Genomic DNA, 19,083 nt, shown 5'->3' with positions numbered 1-19,083 from the left:
TTTGCGTCAGAGGTCCATTTAAGGAGGAACACGGTGAAGAACAGAACCGGCGTTATGGTTGCCGTCTCGATTATCCTGATTATCATCAGCAGCCAAATTAACGCCTACGAATCCAGAATGCTGGGTGCGCTGCAGCAGCTTTTGCTCGGACTCGGCCTGGTCGGCTGCCTGCTCGCCATGTGGAAATTTATGAAGAGCGGCAAGACCAAGAAATGATCGATGGATAAAAAGCCGCGGATTACAGCGGAACTGTTCCGGTATGGAGCAGCTGCCTCTGTATTTCCGCGGCTTTTTGGGTTCAGCGCTCCCGCCGCTAGGGTCGGTTACGCCTGTTGGTCTGCACTGTATGCCGTACGGACGCTTGGCAGCGATTCCTCCGGTCCGGCCGTTTTCAGCTCTCTTTTCCGCGACCGGTGATGAAGGAAGTAATAGAGAATCAGCGCCAAAACGGAAATCGTTCCGGCCCAGAGATACATCATCCGGTAATCCGTATGGGCCGCGATGATGCCCAAAATATAAGAACCGAGGCCGAAGCCGAGATCGAACAGCACGAAATAGGTCCCGGTGGCAAGCGCGCGCCGGTCAACGGGAGCCGACTGGATCGCCAGCGTCTGAAAGCTGGGTAGAATGGCCCCGTAGCCGAGTCCGATTAGCCCCGCCGTGGCCAGAAATTCCGGAGCGGAAGAGATCCGGCTGAGCCAGATCATCCCCGCGGTGAACAGGAGAATACCCGGATAGACGAGAACATGGGGACCTCTGCGATCGAACAGGCGGCCGGTAAAGGGCCGGGAGATCAGCACCAAAGCTGCGAATACGATAAAAAAGTAGCTGGCGACAGTACCCAGTCCGATCGAATTGGCATAGACGGAGATAAACGTCGTCAACGATGCGTACGAAAAAGCGAGAATAAATCCGGACAGGGACACCGGAACGGATTTGGGCTCGATATACCGCTTGATGTTCCAATTGCCAAGCGTATTCGGCCGGGGCGTATGGGGAGGAACGGGCGTCAGAATGCCGCAGAGGCAGGCCAGCAGCGCAAACGCGCTGATCGTCACGAACAGCGGGCCGAAGCCCGAATGGGCGGTGATGGTGAGGCCGATGAACGGGCCCATGACCATCGCAAGGCTCATGAACAGGCTGAAGTAGCCGATGCCTTCGCCCTTGCGGCGTTCCGGAATGACATCAAGCACGATGGCCGAGGTGGCGGTTGCCCCGATCCCGAAGGAAATGCCGTGGATAAACCGCAGCAGCAGCAGGGCGGCATAGCTGTGAATGAACAGGTACAGCACGGAGCAGACGGTAAACAGCAGGAGCGAGCCGACCACAAGCGCCTTGCGGTTGAACTCGTCGAGCCATCGGCCCGCCAGCGGCCGGAATATCACGGAGGCGATGACGAACACGGTGGTCACCAGCCCGATATTTTGCTTATTCCCATGCAAATTTTCCAGTACGAACGCGGGCATCGTCACCGTCAAAATATAAAAGGTCATAAAGATAAAAAAGCTGCTAAGGCATATGGTCAAAAAATGACGGTTCCACAGACGGTCTTTTTCCAAATCCAATCTCTTCTTTCTGTGATAGTTGTTATAACAAGTATATGGGAGGAGGGTGATTTTGTCAAATTGACAATATCCGTCGTTTGGCTGGGAATGTCACAGGCGGCGGCCAGGGATTCTCTTTTTGAAAAAAAGGGGTTGACCTTAACACCAGTGTCAGGGTCTATAATGAACGCAAACAATCTCATTAATCCGGAGTGAGAGGCAATGAAAATAGGCGAGCTTGCCAAATTGACGGGCGTCAGCGTCCGGTCGCTTCGATACTACGAGTCACAAGGTTTGATTTCGCCGGTCCGTCTGGCCAACGGTTACCGCGAATACTCTCCGCTTGCCGCGGAGACGGTGGAGACGATCCAGCTGTATTTGAATCTGGGACTTACGACAGAGCAAATCGCGGGCTTTTTGCACTGCGTGCTGAAGAACAAGGAGGCATTCTGCGCGGAGGTGATGCCGCTGTATGAATCCAAGCTGGAGGAGATTGAACGTCAACTGCACCAGTTGACGCAGATCAAGCTTAATTTGGAGGAAAGAATGGCTTCCATCCGCCGGGAGCGGGAAGGGTCCGGTGCGGAATTCCAAGCTAAATCAGGAGAGGAATGATTCGAATGGCGATTAAACATGCGGAAACACCCGAGGTTCTGCGGGAAGCGGTGGAGGGCGGCGGCATTGTGCTTGCAGACTACGGCGCAGCCTGGTGCCCGCCCTGCAGAAATCTGCTGCCCATACTGGAGGACCTGGACCGGGATTACGGAGACGCGGTAACCGTTGTAAAGATAGACTGCGATGAGCTGCCCGAGCTTGCCGAGGAAGCCGGCGTCATGAGCATGCCGACCGTAATTGTGTACAAGGGCGGAGAGCCGGTGGAGAAGCTGGTCGGGCTAAGCCCGAAATCCGTCTATACGGGTGTTCTGAGCCGGCATCTCGTGTAACTCGATTTTGGGATAACACAAGGAAAGACGGCTCTAATAACAAGGGGTGTCCCGACTTTGAAGTCATCCCTGTGAAACAGACATCTATGTAAACAAGCGGCCTTACACCGGTATTCGAACGGTGTAAGGCCGCTTTGGCATGGAGATGGTGAAGGTTACGCCCCACCTCGGAATTAAAGCGGCGGCCTAAGCTTTTTATCCTGTCATTGACCAAGATTGGCCTTTACGGTACCCGGAACCTGTGAGAGCTTGAACGAACGATTACGCTTGCCCAAGGCCGGAACTTGAAGTGAAAGGGAAAACCTCCCTTACATTTGCCCGAAAACGGCCATTTCAGACAATAAGCAGGAAAACCTCCCGCTTATTGACGGGTTTTTCAGCATTCTCGGCTGATTGGCCGGATTAAACAGGAGTTTTTCCACCCTATGCTTATTCCAGGCCTCCTTATTAAAAAATAAGAGGGTACAATTCCGCTTCGTCCGTCCGGCTGTAGCCGCAAGAGCCTGAGCTTTTTCCGTTTCTGCTTATGGGTATGGGCGGTTTATGGTCAGGTTTATGGTCAATACCGGTGCTCATTCCTGCTCATTCCTGTACGGCGGCGGCTTGACTTTGGGCATCCGGCACGTCGACGACGGTGTTCCGGCGAAGCGCGTCCGTCAGCTCGGCTTGAAGCTTATCGATGAAGGAATTCCACGTATTGCGGCTGGCGCCCAGCTCCTTGCGGCCGATATTCTCCAGCTTCTCCAGCCACATGCGTTTGTCGGTGATTTCGCCGAGTTCCGACTGGATGTCTTTATATATCGCTTCATTCGCGTGAAACTTCTGATCCAGTGCGAAGGCTGCCGCGTTTGCGGTATAACGGATGCGCTTGGCCAGCAGCCTTAGCTGGTGCAATTCGTCCAGAGCCTCCCGGGAAGCCGGGTTCTCTTGCCCCAGCAGCTCCTTGCACCGTTTATTCTGCTGCTCGAAAGCGACTTCAAGCTCGCGCATCGCGACATTGACATCTCGATCGGAAACGAGGGCGGGAAGGCGTTCTTTTACAAATTCATTCCATTTGCCGCCTGGATCGCCTTCCAGCAGCCCGGGCAGCTCGTCGGCCAATTTCCCGCGCTGTCGTTTGCGCTTCTCTTTTTGATGCAGAATGACCGCTCCCAGCAGCTTGGCGGTCTTCTTGTCGCCTTCGCGCCTCGCTTCCTTCCGCCGCTTCTTGAAGGACAGGATGAGCACGTCGGCATCCCTTACCTTGCCCAGACGCTTCTGGGAGCGCTTAAATAACGCGCTGAGGCCAGAGGCATCCGCGGGATCGAGAATGGACAGCAGCGTGATCAGCTTACGGCTGCTCACCCGCGCCTGATGAACAGCCTCGTCGTCAAAATCCTTCAGCGCCTCTTTTCCGTAATCCAGATAGCTTCTGTACAGCTCAGACATGGCCTGCTCCCATTGCTGCGACCGGCTGGCCTCGGAACTTTGGACTCTCGTGCCTGTTGACATTAGTTATCACTCCCAACTCATAGTCACCTGCGGGACCGTGCTTCAGAAGATTGAGCAAAGCGGTAATAAATGGTGTGTAACCTTTTGTGTATTCAGAGCGTCTTAATTTTAGAATAGCGTGATTATAGTCACATTACAATTATATGCTGGAGAAAGGGTGAGACAGATGTTTAAAAAAATAGCGGCGGTCTGGATCGGCCTCGGTCTAACCGCTACGATTACGGGATTGGGTTCTGGCGGAACGCCTTCCGCACAGGCTGCTGTCCCGGCCAGAACGGTGTCCGTGACAATCAATGGGGCAACTCTGAAGCTTCAGTCTCAGGCTTATGTCAAGCAAGGAAGAGTGATGGTCCCCCTTCGGGAAATGGCGGCAGGGATGGGAGCGCAGCTGTCCTGGGATGCGGCGACCCGCACGGCGACGATTCGGAAAGCTCCGCACCTGGCCAAAATCACGGCCGGGAGCAGCCAGGCGGTCAGAGACGGCGGGACCGTCCTGCTGGATGTTCCTGCCGAAATCCGTGGCGGCCGGGTGTATATTCCGCTGCGTTTCTCAGCCGAGAGCATGGGCGGGACGTTAACCTGGAACGTGCGGACGGGCACGGCTAACATTGTGCTGCCGCTTGACCCGGTGAGCGCGAAGGCAGCCATTGCGGACCGCGCCGAAGAGGCGGTGCTGGCCCTGAAGAAGAAAGACTGGAACACTCTTTCATCCATGATTCATTCAAAGGGTGTTCGCTTCTCGCCGTACGGGCATGTAGACACCGCGAAGGACATTGTATTGAGCTGGAGCGAAATCGCGGCGGTCGGAACGGATCAGACCGTCCGGACCTGGGGCGCCTATGACGGTACAGGTGATCCGATCAAGCTGACCTTTGCCCAGTATTACAATAAATTCATATACAGCGCCGACTTTGCGGACGCGCCGGAAATGGGCTACAATCAGACCATCGGCACCGGCAATTCGCTGAATAATGCGCGGAATGCGTACCCGGATGCCATCTTGGTCGAATACCATTACGACGGGTTCGATCCGCAGTATGCCGGGATGGATTGGCAGAGCCTGCGGCTTGCATTCGTCAAGGAAGGCGGGCAGTGGATGCTGGTAGGCATCATACATGATCAATGGACCATTTAAGCGAAATCAGCCAATCAAGCGGATTGGACGAGCATCATCCCGATCCGGCAGGAGCGCTTCCCGGACGCATGGCGATCTTTGAACATCTGTCCGGCAGCTCTGCGGAAAAAGAGGGGGACGGCGATATGCTGATCCCCTTTGCCTTTGAAGAAACGCTGTGCCGGGATGTCGGCGCGGGGCTTGTGCCTCCTTCGGTGCATTTATGGAGCCATCCCGGCGGAGTGGCGATTGGGCTTCGGGACAGCCGCCTGCCTTGCGCAGGGCAGGCGATGCAGAGCCTGGAAGCGCGCGGCGTCCGCACGGCGGTCAGACATTCCGGCGGCGCGGCGGTTCCCCTCGATGCGGGAGTCGTCAACGTCTCCCTGATCTTGCCTAAGGGCCGGGGAACGCTCGATTTCCACCGTGATTTCCGCCTCCTGGCCTCCCTGATTGCGGAGGCGGCAGGTTTCTCCCATCCTTCCGCCGCCGCGCGAATCACGGCGGGAGAAGTCAAAGGCTCTTACTGCCCCGGCGATTACGACCTGTCCATCGGGGGCCGGAAATTTTGCGGCATCGCCCAGCGACGGCAGAGCCATGCCTACTTTGTGCATGCTTTTGTCGTTGTAAGCGGCTCGGGACAGGAGCGCGGCGAGCTGGTGCGCCGCTTCTACGAGGAAGCCGTCTGCGGCGCTTCGGGCCTGGACTATCCCGCGGTGCGGCCCGAGACCATCGGCGGACTCGGCGAGCTGGGCGGCCCGGATTCGGCGGCCGTGTTCGCGGACGGAGTCCGAAAGGCGGTTGCAGCCCGGGGCACGCGGCTGGCCACGGCTGCCGATCTGGCGGCGGAGACCGGCTACAGTCTCGGGTACGGTGATCCAAGGGTGCTGGAAGCGGCAAAGATGCTGCGCGAGCGGTACGCCCAGTGAGAGGTGTTTGAGCGGCGTTATAGATATGCGGCTGTCCTATATGCAAATGCTAAGAAGCCAGCAGGTCTTCCGGTTATCGAAAGACTTGCCGGCTTCTGTTGTTCTATTCGACATTTCCTCCATCAGATCTGGTCAGGAATCGGACAATCGCTCCAATATCAATTGACGGGGTCAGGGGGATTACTGGTTTTGGTTCAGCGCCCTGCAAAACAGCCCAAGTGCAGCTTTTTTTACCCAAAGTGTTTATTCATAAGGAATTCCTGCTATCATGCAGGAATTTGAGGCTGTGCTGACCGAATTTGATGCTGAGCGGGGAAATACATGTATTTTCGTAGGCATGTGATACAATAGCTGTTCGCAGGTGATAAAAAGATGCACAATTTCAGGTTTTTGCATTATTTGCTTATCATTCCCTCCTAAATTAGCGAAGAACGTTCCGCCTCCTTTTCGCCTTAATTTAGAGATTTCCGGCCCAAGAAACGTTTCAACTTCTTTCATTTTTACATCATCGCCCGCAGGCGAATGAACGGCTTGTAACATAAATCATATAAAAATTAATCTTTTACAATTTATATAAGAGAAAGAGCTTCCTAGATTGAACGCATATGAATTTGAAATTTTTTATAAAAGAGGAGAGCTATACGCATGAACAAGACGATGAACAACGATTTTACCGAAATTATTACAAAACGCCGATCGATCCGGAAATACGACCCTGCCGTTAAAATCAGCAAAGAGGAAATGACGCAAATTCTTACGGAAGCGACGCTGGCGCCTTCTTCGGTCAACATGCAGCCCTGGCGTTTTCTCGTGATCGAAAGTCCGGAAGGAAAGGCGGCTCTGGCCCCGCTCGCCCTGTTCAACAAGGTGCAGGTAGAGACCTCTGCGGCGGTGATAGCCATCTTCGCGGACTTGAACAGCTTCGACTATGCCGAAGAGATTTACGGCACCGCCGTAGAGCGCGGATGGATGCCGGCTGAAGTGAAGGAAAGACAGATTGCCGGGCTGACCAAGTATTTTTCCACCCTGCCGCCGCAAGTCAACAAAGAGACCGTGCTGATTGACGCCGGTCTGGCCACGATGCAGCTTATGCTGGTCGCCCGCGCCCACGGCTACGATACGAATGCGATCGGCGGCTATGAAAAGGACAAGGTCTCCGAAGTCTTCGGTATGGATAAAGAACGGTATGCGCCCGTAATGCTTCTCTCCATCGGCAAAGCGGCGGAGGAAGGCTTCAATTCGGTTCGACTGCCGATCAACAAAATCGCCGAATGGAAATAATTAGATTTAGAGCGTAAAATATAGAGGAACACGACAAGGAGGGAAATCGAAATTATGATCATTATTCATGCCGTTTTTCATGTGAATCCGGAACGCAGAGAGACCTTTTTGGCCGAGACGGGGCCGCTGGTGGCCGCTAGCCAGGCGGAAGAGGGAAACCTGTCCTATGAATTGTACGAGCATTCGGAGCAAAAGAATGTGTTCATCATGGTCGAAACCTGGCGTGATTCCGAGGCTGTGAAGTTCCATAACGCAACCAGCCATTTCACGGCCTTTGCGGGCAAGGCGGGGGAATTCCTGTCCGCGCCGCTGGACGTGAAGGTATATAGCGCCGAACAGGCAAACGTGTAACGGCGGGCCTATCCCTTTAGCTGTCGGCAGCTGCCGACAAGAGCTTCCTCGGAGGTTTAGCGACCTTAGGGGAAACGGCTGCACCGCACCCTTGCAGGGCGGCGCAGCCGTTTCTTCTTGTAAGAATGTCAGAGAGAAGCGGCATTGCCTCCAGCTTGGACGGTAGCGCCGTTTCTTCTTGTTATTACATCGGCCAGAAACGGCATTGCCTCCAGCTTGGACGGCAGCGCCGTTTCTTTTTTTCAAGGGCCGGGGGATGCTTGCTCCATCATGTGTACAGTTCGGGTCTCCGGTCGGTAAATACCGGAATTTGACGCCGGGCTTCCCGCACTTTGGCCAGATCAAGCTCGCCGGACACGATTTCTTCCCCTTCGCCCGCTTCGCAGACAATTTCTCCCCATGGATCGATAATCATGGAATGCCCGGCAAAAACATTGGCGGGATCGGAGCCCGCCCGGTTGCAGGCGACAACATAGCATTGGTTCTCAATCGCCCGGCTGACGAGCAGCGCGCGCCAGTGGGCAAGGCGCGGCAGCGGCCATTCGGCGGCGGCGAACAGCACCTCGGCACCGGAAACCATATGGGCGCGTATCCATTCCGGAAACCGGATATCGTAGCAGATAACGCCGGCGCAGGGAGTCCCGTCCAGATCGAACAGGCCCTTAGACGAGCCCGGCTGGAGATACAGGTGCTCATCCATAAGACGGAACAGATGCAGCTTGTTGTATTCCAAGACAGGCAGGCCCTCGCGGTTCACGGCGAACATGGTGTTGGTTGCGCCGCCCGCGCGCTGCCAGGAGGTGGAGCCTGCGACAATGTTAATGCCGTATTCTTTGGCCAAGCCGCCGATAAACGCTAATGCCGCCGTTCCTTCAGGATCGGCCATTTCACTGAGACGCGTCAAGTCGTAGCCGGTCGTCCACAGCTCGGGCAGCAGAAGACAGTCCGGCTGCCTCGCAGCCGCAAGGCGGATGGCGCGTTCCGCTGCGGCGTAGTTGTCCTCCGGATTGCCGAAGGCGATGTCGAGCTGAAGCAGGGAAACTTTCATTTGCGTCTACCTCCTTATGTATAGCACTATACGTTTCCCCGGTGCTCAAAGCAATACGGGGGCCCGGCTTGTCTTCCCGGGGACAACCCCGATATTGACAATCCCCGATATTGACAAAATCGGCTGGAGAAAGTAAAAAAAGAGGAGATACCGGAAGGAAAGAGGTGGCGGACATGAAAATATCGATAACCCGCGCCGCAGAGCGCCATGGCGAAGTCTATTTCGCCTCGGCCTATGGCGAGGGCAAGGGGCAATGGCTCGGCGCTTCCCCCTTTGTTCCAGGAGAGGAATGCGAGGCCGAGTTTGAGCTTCCCGAGCTCTTCATCAAATGGGTCGACCTCGTCCCGGCACCCGGACAGCCGCCGGCGGTTTCGATAGAAGCCGGCAAGAACGTCCTGACCGGTACGCTGGAGGATATCGAGGAGGACGGAACAGCCTATATGCGGCTCGGAGAGTCACTGATTATGTTCGAATGCCTCGGCGAGCCTATGGCGATTGGCGGCACAGTGGAGCTTACGGCCGGAATCCTCCGTATCTATCCGGCCGCTTACTAGCGCAGAATGGACCGCTATTTCCGCGTACGGCGGGGCAGCGTCTGCAGGAGGCGGGCTTGTGCGGGGTGGCTTCCATGGGTATGCTTATATAACGGACGTTAAGCTTGAAGCGAAGATTGAAAGAAGCTGTGAGGAGCAGAAGTGATATGAACAGTGATATTCAGCAATTTAAAAGCGAGTTTTTCAAGGCGTTGGCTCATCCGATGCGCATCCGTATTTTGGAACTGCTAAGCGAAGGGGAGAAGAACGTTAACGAGATGCAGGCGATTCTGGGTTCGGAGGGCTCCGCCGTATCGCAGCAGCTCGCCGTTCTGCGGGCGAAGAACGTGGTGAACAGCGTGAAGGAGGGCACCTCGGTCATCTATTCGCTCCGTGATCCGCTGATCAAGGATCTGCTGGCCGTGGCCAAGCAAATCTTCGATAACCACCTGGTCAACGCCATCTCTCTGCTTGAGGAGATCCGCAGCGAATAAATGCTGCGGCTCCCGCAAGGTTTAAATTGAAGGCGTTCTCAGGCGGTGCGGCTGCGGAGGATCGCGGTTTTTTAGGATTGACAACGAAAAAATACAGGAGTAATGTGTCATATATATTCAAATAATCAGATATTCAAAGAAAAGAAGGTTATAACATGATAGGATGGAGCCGATTTCAGGACTACAGCATGAGTTCTCTGCGGAAGGACCTTGTTTCCGGCGTGATCGTCGGCGTTATTGCCATTCCTTTGGGAATGGCTTTTGCTATTGCATCGGGCGTCAAGCCGGAATACGGCATCTACACGACGATCGTCGCCGGCATTCTGATTTCTCTGTTTGGCGGATCGAAGTTTCAGATTGGAGGCCCGACTGGGGCTTTTATCCCGATTCTGTTCGCCATTGGAGCGAAGTACGGCTACGAAAATCTGCTCATTGCGGGCATGATGGCCGGTATTATTCTTGTCTTAATGGGTGCGCTCCGGCTCGGCGTCTTAATCAAATTCATTCCTAAGCCCGTCACGATCGGATTTACCGCAGGCATCGCCGTCATCATCTTTACCGGGCAGATCGCCAGCTTCCTTGGTCTGAAGGGGATAGAGCGGCATGAGAAGTTCGTGGACAACATGCGCGAAATCGGCCGTCATCTTTCGACGATTAATCTAAACAGTATTCTGACCGCGGCAATCTGCCTGGCGGTGGTGCTGCTGGCGGTCCGGTTCGCTCCGAAGGTGCCGGGCTCGCTGATCGGTCTGATCGTTGCCACTGTAACGGCAGCTCTGTTCTTCAGCGGCAAGGTAACGACGATCGGCTCGGCTTACGGAGACATCCCGAACACGCTGCCTAGCTTCCACTTCCCGGTTATTACCTGGGAACGGATCGGGTCGCTGCTGCGGCCTGCGTTCCTTATTGCCATGCTGGGCGCGATTGAGTCGCTGCTGTCGGCCGTCGTGGCCGACGGGATGAGCGGCAGCCGGCATGACAGCAACCGCGAGCTGATTGGACAAGGCATCGCCAATATCGCGGCACCGCTGTTCGGCGGGATTCCGGCGACCGGCGCGATTGCCCGGACGGCGACCAATATCAAGAGCGGGGCCGCTTCCCCGCTGTCCGGCGTGATTCACGGCGTCGTTGTATTCCTGATTCTGCTGCTGTTCGCCCCTTATGCTTCCAGTATTCCTCTGGCAGCGATGTCACCGATTCTGATGGTGGTCGCCTGGAATATGAGCGAACGGAAGGCGTTTCTTCATCTGCTCAAGACGAGGACGGGAGATTCGCTGGTGCTGCTGATCACCTTTCTGCTTACGGTCTTCGCCGATCTGACGGCGGCCGTGGAAGTGGGTCTGGTACTGGCCGTTATCCTGTTTGTGAAGCGGATGGGCGAGGTTCACCTGGTATCCAAGGTGCTGCCCGATCCGGAGTCGGTCAAAGTGGGGCCGCATATGGTCTCCGAGGAGCATGACTGCCCGCAGATCGGCATTTACAACGTGGAGGGCCCGCTGTTCTTCGGGGCGGCGTACCGTTTTGAGAACACGATGCCCGGCGCCGGGCCGGATCAGCCGAGAGTAGTTCTTCTGCGGATGAGCAAAGTGCCGTTGATGGATACGACCGGCGAGAGCAATCTGGCGGGGCTTGTTAGGCATTTGGAGAGTTCGGGCGGCAAGCTGCTCATCTCCTGTATGCAGCCCCAGCCGCTTGAGCTGCTGCGGAAGACCGGACTCTACGAGCGGATCGGCGCTTCCCGGTTCTACGATCATACGGGGGAGGCCATCAACGAAGCGCTCCGGACCGTCTCCAGGGAGCAGTGCATCGGCTGCCGGCATGCCGCCTTCCGGGAATGCGCCGCCTTGTCCGGCTATGAAGAAGCGCAGAGCCGACTTGGCTTCAAGGCGCGCTCCAAGCCGAAAGTCGCCCGCTGACCGTTTGGCGGCGGCAATCTGAAGATAAACCCAAAAAGGCCCCGGGCGACAGCGCTCGGGCCTTTTTGGGTGGACGGAGGCCTTTCTTCTTTTATACAATGGGGGAATATACATTATTATCGCTGATAAGGAGAATGCAAACCGATGAAGGAGCTGAATTATCCGAAAGTATTTCTGCTGCTTGCCGGGCTTACTCTGGCAACGCTGGCCGTGTATGGCATAGTTTCGCTGCGGACCGATGACCACTATAAGTTTTTGATCTGGAATCTGTTTTTGGCATGGCTGCCGTTTCTGTTCTCGCTGGCGGCGCATGCGCTGTACAAACGGGATTCGCACAGTCTGCTGCTGCTTCCGCTCGGTGCGGCCTGGCTGGTCTTTTTCCCCAATGCCCCGTATATCATGACCGATCTGCTTCATTTGACGATTCGCAGCGGCATTTATATTGTTGGCGGCGTCGTCCAGAGCCGGTTCTGGTATGATCTCACCATGCTGCTGCTGTTCACCTGGACCGCCTGGCTGACAGGCTTCTTCTCGCTGTATCAATTTCAGACGGTAATCTGGCGCAAGGGCGGTCTTCTGGTATCCTGGCTGTTCGTGCTGGCCGCCTGTGTTCTCGGAGGGTATGGGGTGCTTCTGGGCCGGGTGTACCGCCTCAACAGCTGGGATGTGCTGACCGACAGGGACCGGCTGTATCAGCTGATGCTGGACAGCGTGAACCGCCAATCCGTCTTTTTCACCCTGTTCATCGCCTTTGTGCTGCTGGTCATCTATACGACGCTGTACAGTCTGCTGAATGCGCGCGGAAGCAGGGACGGTTCGCGGTGGTCGCGCTAATCCTGCGGACCCGGATCGTAGCCGAACCGCTTCAGGTCGATAACTCCGAGGTCGTCGAACTCGATGCCCTCACCCAGAAGGTAAAGCCGCTGGAGCGCCCCCGATTCCCCGTCCTCCAGGGAGATTCTTCCCTTGGCATTGATAATTCGATGCCAGGGAAGCTTGTGGCTGCGGCTCATGGAATGCAGAATCCGAACGACCTGCCTCGCTCCCCGCGGGCTGCCCGCAGCGGTGGCGACCCCTCCGTAAGTCATCACCCTTCCTTCGGGGATGGACTGCATGATGCGAATGGCTCTTTCGGTAAACGGCGTCACTTTGAGCGTACTTCCTTCCTAGAAGATGATGTACTTCGATTATATCAAAAAAGCATACCGGAATGATTAACCGGCAACCCGTTGATTGTTCGGCGGGCGCCGGTTTTTTGGCGTGAAGGCTTGTTAATTTCCAACGCCTATCCATTAAAGGTATAATGGGAAGCATCAGGGCGAAAGGCCCGACTAAACGATCATTCGTTTCGGGAGGCGGCCGGGAAAATGGCGGATAAGGTAATGAAGTACATAACAATGCCCTCGCATTGGGGCCGGGAAGTCAGACACAAATACTATTCGCAGGGATCGGACACGCTGGCTGTTGTGTTTCCGGGGAGGAATTATCCGGCGGAGCTCCCACTGCTGCATTATGCGGGCAAGACCGCGCTGGAGTACGGATGTGACCTGCTGCTGCTGGAATACGGTTATCAGAGCGCGCGGGTCGATCTGAAGCGTGAGGAAATGGGGATTATCGGGGAAGAATGCGGGCGGGCGCTGTCGGCGGTCCCCGGGTATGAACGGCTGCTGTTTATCGGCAAAAGCATCGGCACGGTCATCGGGGGTAGACTGGCGGTCGATTACGATCCCTCCGTGAAGCTGGACTGCCTGTTCCTGACGCCGCTGCCGGAGACGGTTCCTTATATAAAACGTACGGGCGGCACCGTGATTTATGGCGGCGGCGATCCGCTGTTCAGCGAAGAGGATACAGCCGGAATCAGCGGGCTAACGGATGTATCTCTGTATAAAATCGACGAGGCCAATCATTCGCTTGAGGTAGGCAGCGTCAACGAGTCTTTGGCCGTTCTTATTGTGGTTAATAATTTAGTACATGAATTTTTTCGGGGAGCGCTGGGTTCATAAGGAGTGTTAATCCTGGAAATTTAACGGGCGATCGGAGGCGGATGACAATGATACTGGAAGCGGCAATGCTGCATATAAAGCCGGGAATGACGGAGGCGTTTGAAGTCAGCTTCAAGAAGGCTTCGCCTCTTATTTCCTCAATAGAAGGCTATTTGGGCCATGAGTTGCAAAAATGTCTGGAAGACGATCACAAATACCTGCTGCTCGTCCGCTGGCGGAGCCTTGAAGATCATACGGTGGGATTCAGGGAATCCCCTCAGTATGCGGAGTGGAAGGCGCTGCTTCATCACTATTACCACCCGTTTCCTGTAGTCGAACATTTTACCCGCATCAGGCTGGAATAAGCGAAAGATGAAGGAGGCTGTCTTTTGGGAAAATATATTGCCCTGATTCGCGGCATTAACGTCGGAGGAAATAAAATCGTCAAAATGCAGGATTTGAAGACGATGCTTCAGTCCCTCGGATTTCAGAACGTAAAGACTTATATCCAGAGCGGAAATGTGGTTTTCGACGGCGGGGAAACGGGGGAAGAGGCTCTTAAGGAATCCATTGAAAAAGGCATCAGGGATACCTTCGGCTTCGACGCCTCCGTTATCATCCGCACCGCGGAAGAGCTGGAGGCGGCGATCGCGAACAATCCGTTCGAGCTGGCCGAACCGGAGGAGTTTAAGCGGTTGTACGTTTCTTTTCTGGCCGGAGAGCTGACGGATGAAGCGATGGAGCGGCTGCGCCCATATGAGGACGGAGAGGACAAGCTGCGCGTCATCGGCAAGGAAATGTACATTCTCTACTGTACGAAAGTGAGCGATTCCCCGCTGTTCAAGGTCCCTCTGGAAAAAATCATGGGCGTGTCCGCCACGTCCCGCAACTGGAACACGGTGAACAAGCTTGCGGCGATGGCAGCGGAAGATTGATTTGAAGATTGATTTGCAGAAAAAATATCGGGGGATTTTGCTGAAATTTCCCGGATCTCTCGGAGTATAGATTGGAATAGAAGCTGCTTCCGGTATGCTGCCGGCGGCAGCTTATTTGTTTTGCATTGATTACGAGGCTTATGCCTTGAAGCGGCAGCAAGCGGGACAGCCGTTTCACCCCGTTAAGCCTTAGGCGAGCCGTTCTACCAGGGGCGTTTTGAACGGGGCCTGCTGCGGCTCGAGTTTCGAAGAAATACGGCGTTTATACATCCTTTTTTTCGTAAAGCCCTCTCCCCAATCCAATTCCTGCAAATGCGCAGGCACTTGGTATCCCATCTCCCCATAGCGGCTGTTGGAGCATTAAATAGCTGCACAATGGCATCCATTTCTTTCTCCCTGGGTGAAATTCATTACGAAGCATGCAGATTTGCAGGAATTGCAGCCGGCCTGTTCCTTCAGCAAACATTCAGCCCGAATTCATTACGAGTTAAGGTAGGGATGCCATAATACATTACGGAAGAGGAAGCGGCAAGCCTTGCGGCGGGCCGGAAGAAACAAAGAGCGGATGGAGAGTGATAAAGATGAGATTAATTAGAAAAATGGGGTCCGATCTCGTCCTTTTGGCCATATTGCTGCTTGCGGCATTTTTGTACGGCTACGGGATCTGGAATGAGAAGTATGTGAATTTGTACTATACAAGCGCGGTAGGAAGCATGCTGCAAAGCTGGCATAATTTCTTTTACGCTTCGCTGGACTCGGCGGGGTCGGTAACGGTGGATAAGCCTCCGGTCGTGTTCTGGATACAGATGCTGTTCGCCTGGATATTCGGGCTTAAGGGCTGGAGCGTGATTCTTCCCCAAGCGTTGGCCGGAGTGGGTTCGGTCCTGCTGGTCTATCTGCTGGTGAAGCCGACCTTCGGCAAAACGGCGGCCCGGCTCGGGGCTCTGGCGATGGCGCTTACGCCTGTGGCGGCGGCCGTCGGCCGAACGAACAATATCGATGCCATGCTCGTGTTCACACTGCTGCTGGCGACGTGGTTTTTGTTCAAGGGAACGAGGCGCGGCAGAATCGGCAGCCTGATCGCAGCGTTCGCGTTAATCGGCGTGGCGTTCAACGAGAAGATGCTTCAGGCGTATATGGTGGTTCCGGCTTTCTATCTTTTTTATTGGCTGGCCTATAAGGTCAATTGGAAGAAAAAAACGGGCGTGCTGGCCGCATGTACCGCCGTCATGCTGGTCATCTCCGTTTCCTGGGCGGTTATCGTCGATTCGGTTCCCGCCAGCGAGCGCCCTTTTATCGGCAGCAGCACGACCAACTCGGTCATGAAGCTGGCCTTCGGGTATAACGGCGTATCGCGTCTGACCGGGGACCGCGGCAATAGAAGCGGCGGAGGCTTTCCGCAGGGCATGAACGGAGAGGTGCCGTCATTGAACGGCGCAATGCCGGGAATGGCCGGCGGCGCTTCCGGAGGCGGACAGGATGGCGTAGACGGAACATCGGGAGCCTCGGTGAACCCGAACGGGAACTCCGCGGGCACACAAGGCGCAGGTCAGGCATCCGGCACGCAGGACGGAGCCACGGCAGACGATGGCCGGCAGGATGGAGGAATGCGCGGACAGTTCCCGGGAAACGGAGCGGATGACGGCGGCAGACGGGCGTTCGGACAGATGGGAGGCGACCGGGGCGGCATGGGCGGCGGCGGTATGTTCAATACCGGCACGGCGGGACCGCTAAGGCTGTTCCAGTCGGAGCTGTCGGGACAGGCCAGCTGGCTGCTTCCCTTCATCCTCTTTGGCTGCATCGGCATCTTCTCCAGTCTGCGCAGAAGACATTTTACACAGAAGCATAAGGAGGCCCTATTCTGGCTGGCCTGGCTGCTTCCGGTTGCGGGATTTTTCAGTATCGCGGGCTTCTTCCATCAATACTATCTCATTATGATGGCTCCGCCGATTGCGGCGCTGGCCGGAGCGGGCTTCGTCAAACTGTGGAGCCTTTACCGTGAACATACGGGCTGGCTCTCCTGGTTGCTGCCGGCGGCGATTCTGGCAACGGCAGGGTTCCAGTGGTACATTCTGCATCCCTACCAAGCAACCATCGGGGCCGGCTGGTCCATCGGCGTACTGGCCGCGGGCATTGTTCTTGCCGTGCTGCTGGCGATGCTTAAGGTTAAGGGCGGCGGGAAGCCGATCACCAGGCTCGCGGCGACCGCCGGACTGCTCGTGCTTCTGATCGGCCCGCTGTACTGGTCGCTCACGCCGATCACCTACGGCTTGAACAGCATGACCCCGGCAGCGGGACCGGACAGCAACAGCATGGGCGGCGGGATGAGAGGCGGCATGGCAATGAACGGAGTCGCTCAGGCCCAGGGCGGAACAGGCGCTCAAGACGGTTCCGGCGCACCCGGCGGAACGGCACCAGACGGAGCGGCCCAGGCCGGAGCGGCGACCCCGAACGGCGCTAACGCCCAGGACGGCACGGGCGCCCCAAGCGATGATGGCGCCGGAGACAGCCGCAGCGACGTCGGCCAGTTCGCATTCGACAGAAACGGCGGCGAGAGCGTCAATGAATCGCTGGTGGCCTATCTGAAAGAGCATAACACGGGTCAAAAATATTTGTTCGCCACGATGAATTACAGCACGGGCGGACCGTACATCATTGAAGGCAACAAGGTTGTCATTCTCAACGGCTTCTCCGGCTCAGACGTGGTCTACACGACGGATACGCTTGCGGCGCTGGTGAAGAGCGGCCAGGTCAAATATTTCTATGTATCCGGCGGCGGCATGGGCGGTGGACGCGAGGGCAACTCGGGTCTGACGACTTGGATCACCGAGAACGGCACGGAAATTCCGTCCTCGGAATGGCAGGGTACAAGCGGCACGGCAAGCGGTACGCTGTACGAGGTAACACTGAACTGACCGTCAAGGGTTTTGACTTAACAGGCGGGCGCGCCGAAGATTAACGCCGGTATGCTTGCCCATCTTTTTTAACAAAGGAGGAACTGCTCATGAATGCAAACGTGCGTTATTCCGTAATTATACCGATGTACAACGAGGAAGCGGTCATCCAGGAGACCTACCGGCGGATCAAAAAAGTGATGGAAACGACGGAAGAGCCGTATGAGCTGATCTTTGTTAATGACGGCAGCGCCGACAACAGTGCGCAGATGATCGAGGAGTACAGCTATTGGGACGAGAGCGTGAAGCTGATCGACCTCTCCCGAAACTTCGGCCATCAGATCGCGATTACCGCAGGGATGGACTACGCCCTGGGCGATGCAGTCATCATTATCGACGCGGATTTGCAGGACCCGCCAGAAATGATTTTGCAAATGATTGAGGAGTGGAAGTGCGGCTATGAGGTTGTGTACGCCAAACGCGTCAAGCGGAACGGCGAGACGTTCTTCAAAAAATGGACGGCAAGCCTGTTCTACCGGGTGCTCGCCTATTCGACTGATATCAACATTCCGGTGGATACGGGGGATTTCCGTCTGATTGACCGGAAGGTATGCGATGAGCTGAAGCGATTGCCGGAAAAAAACCGGTTCGTGCGGGGGCTGGTCAGCTGGGTGGGCTTCCGCCAGAAGGCAATCGAATATGAACGCGACGAAAGGCTGGCGGGGGAGACGAAATATCCGCTGAAGCGGATGATCAAGCTGTCGCTGGACGGGATTACTTCTTTTTCATACAAGCCGCTGAAGCTGGCCGGTTTACTTGGCGCTCTGCTGTCGGCGTCGGGGTTTCTGTATCTTCTGTACGTGCTCTATCTGGCGATTTTTACCGACTCGGTTGTCAAGGGCTGGGCTTCGGTCATCGGCATTACACTGACCTTCAACGGCTTTGTGCTGTTGATGCTCGGCATTCTGGGGGAGTACGTCGGCCGCATCTATGACGAGTCCAAAGGGCGCCCGCTGTACATTGTGCAGGAGGTATACCAGGGGAAAAAGAAGCCGCAGCCGGTCGGACTGCAAACGGTTCAATATGAGTCGAAGTAACGTTTTGGCCAGTTTGGGTAAATACTCCTTATAAGGGCTGAAGAGTTTACTCACTCGATATTGCGTATCCATTTCTATCCGAACGGAAAGATTAGATGCAGCATTCAGGAGTATCTGAAACGGCTGTCTCCGTACGTACCGGCGTTTAAGATTCAGCACGCTGAACCCTACCACAAGTAACGGCAAGTTTTTATTGTGCAACTCGAATCAAGTATGCGAAGATCGCCGGTGATATGATCGAAGGGAAAGGAGGGAGGACTTCCATGTACGAATGGAATGAAATGGTCCAGCTTATGGTGGATTGGGTGGAGGCCAATATAACGGAGAGTTCATCTCTATTGAAGATGTCGGAGCAGTTAGGGTATTCCCCCTATTATTGTTCCAAGCAGTTCAACCAATTGACCGGAATGACATTACGGGATTACGTCTGGAACAGAAGAATCAGCCGTGCCGCCATGGAGCTCCGCGACACGGACCAGCGCGTTCTGGATATTGCCGTAAAGTATGGATTCTCATCACAAGAGGCGTTTACA

General features: G+C 55.5%; 22 protein-coding genes. 17 read left to right on the top strand and 5 right to left on the bottom strand.

Annotated features, from left to right (window positions below; translation table 11 throughout):
• Positions 1–33 precede the first annotated feature (33 nt).
• On the top strand, positions 34–216 hold the full coding sequence (locus EH198_RS19195; RefSeq protein WP_124697141.1) for a hypothetical protein: 183 nt from the start codon (positions 34–36) through the stop codon (positions 214–216).
• 107 nt (positions 217–323) lie between these two features.
• On the opposite strand, the gene EH198_RS19190 is transcribed toward EH198_RS19195, so the two are convergent.
• Positions 324–1,559, bottom strand: coding sequence for an MFS transporter (locus EH198_RS19190; RefSeq protein ID WP_124697140.1), 1,236 nt, complete (start codon positions 1,557–1,559; stop codon positions 324–326).
• 207 nt (positions 1,560–1,766) lie between these two features.
• Here EH198_RS19190 and EH198_RS19185 point away from each other — a divergent pair, with 207 nt between their 5' ends.
• On the top strand, positions 1,767–2,159 hold the full coding sequence (locus EH198_RS19185; protein WP_124697139.1) for a MerR family transcriptional regulator: 393 nt from the start codon (positions 1,767–1,769) through the stop codon (positions 2,157–2,159).
• A 5-nt stretch (positions 2,160–2,164) separates the two neighbouring features.
• Positions 2,165–2,488, top strand: a complete 324-nt coding sequence (locus EH198_RS19180; protein WP_124697138.1) for a thioredoxin family protein — start codon at positions 2,165–2,167, stop codon at positions 2,486–2,488.
• Between the two features lie 582 nt (positions 2,489–3,070).
• Here the strand turns inward: EH198_RS19180 and EH198_RS19175 are convergent.
• Complete coding sequence (locus tag EH198_RS19175; protein ID WP_124697137.1) at positions 3,071–3,979, bottom strand: CHAD domain-containing protein; 909 nt, start codon at positions 3,977–3,979, stop codon at positions 3,071–3,073.
• 166 nt (positions 3,980–4,145) lie between these two features.
• Between EH198_RS19175 and EH198_RS19170 the strand changes: the two genes are divergently transcribed.
• Together EH198_RS19170 and EH198_RS19165 are read left to right on the top strand one after the other, a co-directional pair.
• The gene (locus EH198_RS19170) at positions 4,146–5,114 is read left to right on the top strand and encodes a copper amine oxidase N-terminal domain-containing protein (RefSeq protein ID WP_124697136.1); all 969 of its coding nucleotides are present in this window, start codon (positions 4,146–4,148) and stop codon (positions 5,112–5,114) included.
• A complete protein-coding gene (locus EH198_RS19165; protein WP_246014448.1) occupies positions 5,102–6,019 on the top strand; it encodes a lipoate--protein ligase family protein in 918 nt (305 codons plus the stop codon). Before EH198_RS19170 ends, EH198_RS19165 begins: the two co-directional genes overlap by 13 nt.
• Before the next feature lie 243 nt (positions 6,020–6,262).
• Here the strand turns inward: EH198_RS19165 and EH198_RS19160 are convergent, their stop codons facing one another.
• On the bottom strand, positions 6,263–6,559 hold the full coding sequence (locus EH198_RS19160) for a hypothetical protein (RefSeq protein ID WP_148091518.1): 297 nt from the start codon (positions 6,557–6,559) through the stop codon (positions 6,263–6,265).
• Positions 6,560–6,664: 105 nt separating this feature from the next.
• On the opposite strand from EH198_RS19160, the gene EH198_RS19155 reads away from it, so the two are divergent.
• On the top strand, positions 6,665–7,300 hold the full coding sequence (locus tag EH198_RS19155; RefSeq protein WP_124697134.1) for a nitroreductase family protein: 636 nt from the start codon (positions 6,665–6,667) through the stop codon (positions 7,298–7,300).
• Between the two features lie 54 nt (positions 7,301–7,354).
• The gene (locus tag EH198_RS19150) at positions 7,355–7,651 is read left to right on the top strand and encodes a putative quinol monooxygenase (protein WP_124697133.1); all 297 of its coding nucleotides are present in this window, start codon (positions 7,355–7,357) and stop codon (positions 7,649–7,651) included.
• A 268-nt stretch (positions 7,652–7,919) separates the two neighbouring features.
• Here EH198_RS19150 and EH198_RS19145 read toward each other — a convergent pair whose 3' ends face one another.
• Positions 7,920–8,699, bottom strand: a complete 780-nt coding sequence (locus tag EH198_RS19145; protein ID WP_124697132.1) for a carbon-nitrogen family hydrolase — start codon at positions 8,697–8,699, stop codon at positions 7,920–7,922.
• Between the two features lie 173 nt (positions 8,700–8,872).
• Between EH198_RS19145 and EH198_RS19140 the strand changes: the two genes are divergently transcribed.
• The 4 genes from EH198_RS19140 (at position 8,873) to EH198_RS19125 (ending at position 12,476) form a co-directional block, all read left to right on the top strand.
• Positions 8,873–9,253 carry a hypothetical protein gene (locus EH198_RS19140; protein WP_124697131.1) on the top strand — a complete coding sequence of 127 codons (381 nt, stop codon included), beginning with the start codon at positions 8,873–8,875 and terminating at the stop codon, positions 9,251–9,253.
• 146 nt (positions 9,254–9,399) lie between these two features.
• Positions 9,400–9,726, top strand: a complete 327-nt coding sequence (locus EH198_RS19135) for an ArsR/SmtB family transcription factor (RefSeq protein WP_124697130.1) — start codon at positions 9,400–9,402, stop codon at positions 9,724–9,726.
• A 158-nt stretch (positions 9,727–9,884) separates the two neighbouring features.
• Positions 9,885–11,642, top strand: coding sequence for a SulP family inorganic anion transporter (locus tag EH198_RS19130; protein WP_379309780.1), 1,758 nt, complete (start codon positions 9,885–9,887; stop codon positions 11,640–11,642).
• Positions 11,643–11,786: 144 nt separating this feature from the next.
• Complete coding sequence (locus EH198_RS19125) at positions 11,787–12,476, top strand: DUF1361 domain-containing protein (protein ID WP_124697128.1); 690 nt, start codon at positions 11,787–11,789, stop codon at positions 12,474–12,476.
• On the opposite strand, the gene EH198_RS19120 is transcribed toward EH198_RS19125, so the two are convergent.
• On the bottom strand, positions 12,473–12,790 hold the full coding sequence (locus EH198_RS19120) for an MGMT family protein (RefSeq protein ID WP_124697127.1): 318 nt from the start codon (positions 12,788–12,790) through the stop codon (positions 12,473–12,475). The genes EH198_RS19125 and EH198_RS19120 overlap by 4 nt on opposite strands.
• 219 nt (positions 12,791–13,009) lie before the next feature.
• Here EH198_RS19120 and EH198_RS19115 point away from each other — a divergent pair, with 219 nt between their 5' ends.
• The 6 genes from EH198_RS19115 to EH198_RS19085 all read left to right on the top strand — a co-directional run.
• Entirely contained in the window at positions 13,010–13,645 is a 636-nt protein-coding gene (locus EH198_RS19115) for an alpha/beta hydrolase (protein ID WP_124697126.1), read from the top strand.
• A gap of 47 nt (positions 13,646–13,692) precedes the next feature.
• On the top strand, positions 13,693–13,989 hold the full coding sequence (locus tag EH198_RS19110; protein ID WP_124697125.1) for an antibiotic biosynthesis monooxygenase family protein: 297 nt from the start codon (positions 13,693–13,695) through the stop codon (positions 13,987–13,989).
• Positions 13,990–14,013: 24 nt separating this feature from the next.
• Positions 14,014–14,559 carry a DUF1697 domain-containing protein gene (locus EH198_RS19105; protein WP_124697124.1) on the top strand — a complete coding sequence of 182 codons (546 nt, stop codon included), beginning with the start codon at positions 14,014–14,016 and terminating at the stop codon, positions 14,557–14,559.
• Positions 14,560–15,140: 581 nt separating this feature from the next.
• A complete protein-coding gene (locus EH198_RS19100) occupies positions 15,141–17,474 on the top strand; it encodes a glycosyltransferase family 39 protein (protein ID WP_246014446.1) in 2,334 nt (777 codons plus the stop codon).
• Positions 17,475–17,563: 89 nt separating this feature from the next.
• Positions 17,564–18,550 carry a glycosyltransferase family 2 protein gene (locus EH198_RS19090; protein WP_124697123.1) on the top strand — a complete coding sequence of 329 codons (987 nt, stop codon included), beginning with the start codon at positions 17,564–17,566 and terminating at the stop codon, positions 18,548–18,550.
• A gap of 263 nt (positions 18,551–18,813) precedes the next feature.
• A partial coding sequence (locus EH198_RS19085; RefSeq protein WP_148091517.1) for a helix-turn-helix transcriptional regulator occupies positions 18,814–19,083 on the top strand: 270 nt, incomplete at its 3' end.

The sequence above is a fragment of the Paenibacillus rhizophilus genome, from assembly GCF_003854965.1.
In the GTDB taxonomy this organism is placed as follows: Bacteria; Bacillota; Bacilli; order Paenibacillales; family Paenibacillaceae; genus Paenibacillus_AQ; species Paenibacillus_AQ rhizophilus.
Note: the sequence above shows the minus strand (reverse complement) of the source record. Positions and strands in the feature narration are given on the sequence as shown.

What these genes read in the sequence shown, in the direction of transcription:
- EH198_RS19140 (WP_124697131.1), top strand. Translation starts at nt 8,873, where the DNA reads ATGAAAATATCGATAACCCGCGCCGCAGAGCGCCATGGCGAAGTCTAT.
- EH198_RS19155 (WP_124697134.1), top strand. Translation starts at nt 6,665, where the DNA reads ATGAACAAGACGATGAACAACGATTTTACCGAAATTATTACAAAACGC.
- EH198_RS19110 (WP_124697125.1), top strand. Translation starts at nt 13,693, where the DNA reads ATGATACTGGAAGCGGCAATGCTGCATATAAAGCCGGGAATGACGGAG.
- EH198_RS19170 (WP_124697136.1), top strand. Translation starts at nt 4,146, where the DNA reads ATGTTTAAAAAAATAGCGGCGGTCTGGATCGGCCTCGGTCTAACCGCT.
- EH198_RS19145 (WP_124697132.1), bottom strand. Translation starts at nt 8,699, where the DNA reads ATGAAAGTTTCCCTGCTTCAGCTCGACATCGCCTTCGGCAATCCGGAG.
- EH198_RS19125 (WP_124697128.1), top strand. Translation starts at nt 11,787, where the DNA reads ATGAAGGAGCTGAATTATCCGAAAGTATTTCTGCTGCTTGCCGGGCTT.
- EH198_RS19175 (WP_124697137.1), bottom strand. Translation starts at nt 3,979, where the DNA reads ATGTCAACAGGCACGAGAGTCCAAAGTTCCGAGGCCAGCCGGTCGCAG.
- EH198_RS19160 (WP_148091518.1), bottom strand. Translation starts at nt 6,559, where the DNA reads ATGTTACAAGCCGTTCATTCGCCTGCGGGCGATGATGTAAAAATGAAA.
- EH198_RS19090 (WP_124697123.1), top strand. Translation starts at nt 17,564, where the DNA reads ATGAATGCAAACGTGCGTTATTCCGTAATTATACCGATGTACAACGAG.
- EH198_RS19100 (WP_246014446.1), top strand. Translation starts at nt 15,141, where the DNA reads ATGAGATTAATTAGAAAAATGGGGTCCGATCTCGTCCTTTTGGCCATA.
- EH198_RS19135 (WP_124697130.1), top strand. Translation starts at nt 9,400, where the DNA reads ATGAACAGTGATATTCAGCAATTTAAAAGCGAGTTTTTCAAGGCGTTG.
- EH198_RS19165 (WP_246014448.1), top strand. Translation starts at nt 5,102, where the DNA reads ATGGACCATTTAAGCGAAATCAGCCAATCAAGCGGATTGGACGAGCAT.
- EH198_RS19185 (WP_124697139.1), top strand. Translation starts at nt 1,767, where the DNA reads ATGAAAATAGGCGAGCTTGCCAAATTGACGGGCGTCAGCGTCCGGTCG.
- EH198_RS19115 (WP_124697126.1), top strand. Translation starts at nt 13,010, where the DNA reads ATGGCGGATAAGGTAATGAAGTACATAACAATGCCCTCGCATTGGGGC.
- EH198_RS19180 (WP_124697138.1), top strand. Translation starts at nt 2,165, where the DNA reads ATGGCGATTAAACATGCGGAAACACCCGAGGTTCTGCGGGAAGCGGTG.
- EH198_RS19150 (WP_124697133.1), top strand. Translation starts at nt 7,355, where the DNA reads ATGATCATTATTCATGCCGTTTTTCATGTGAATCCGGAACGCAGAGAG.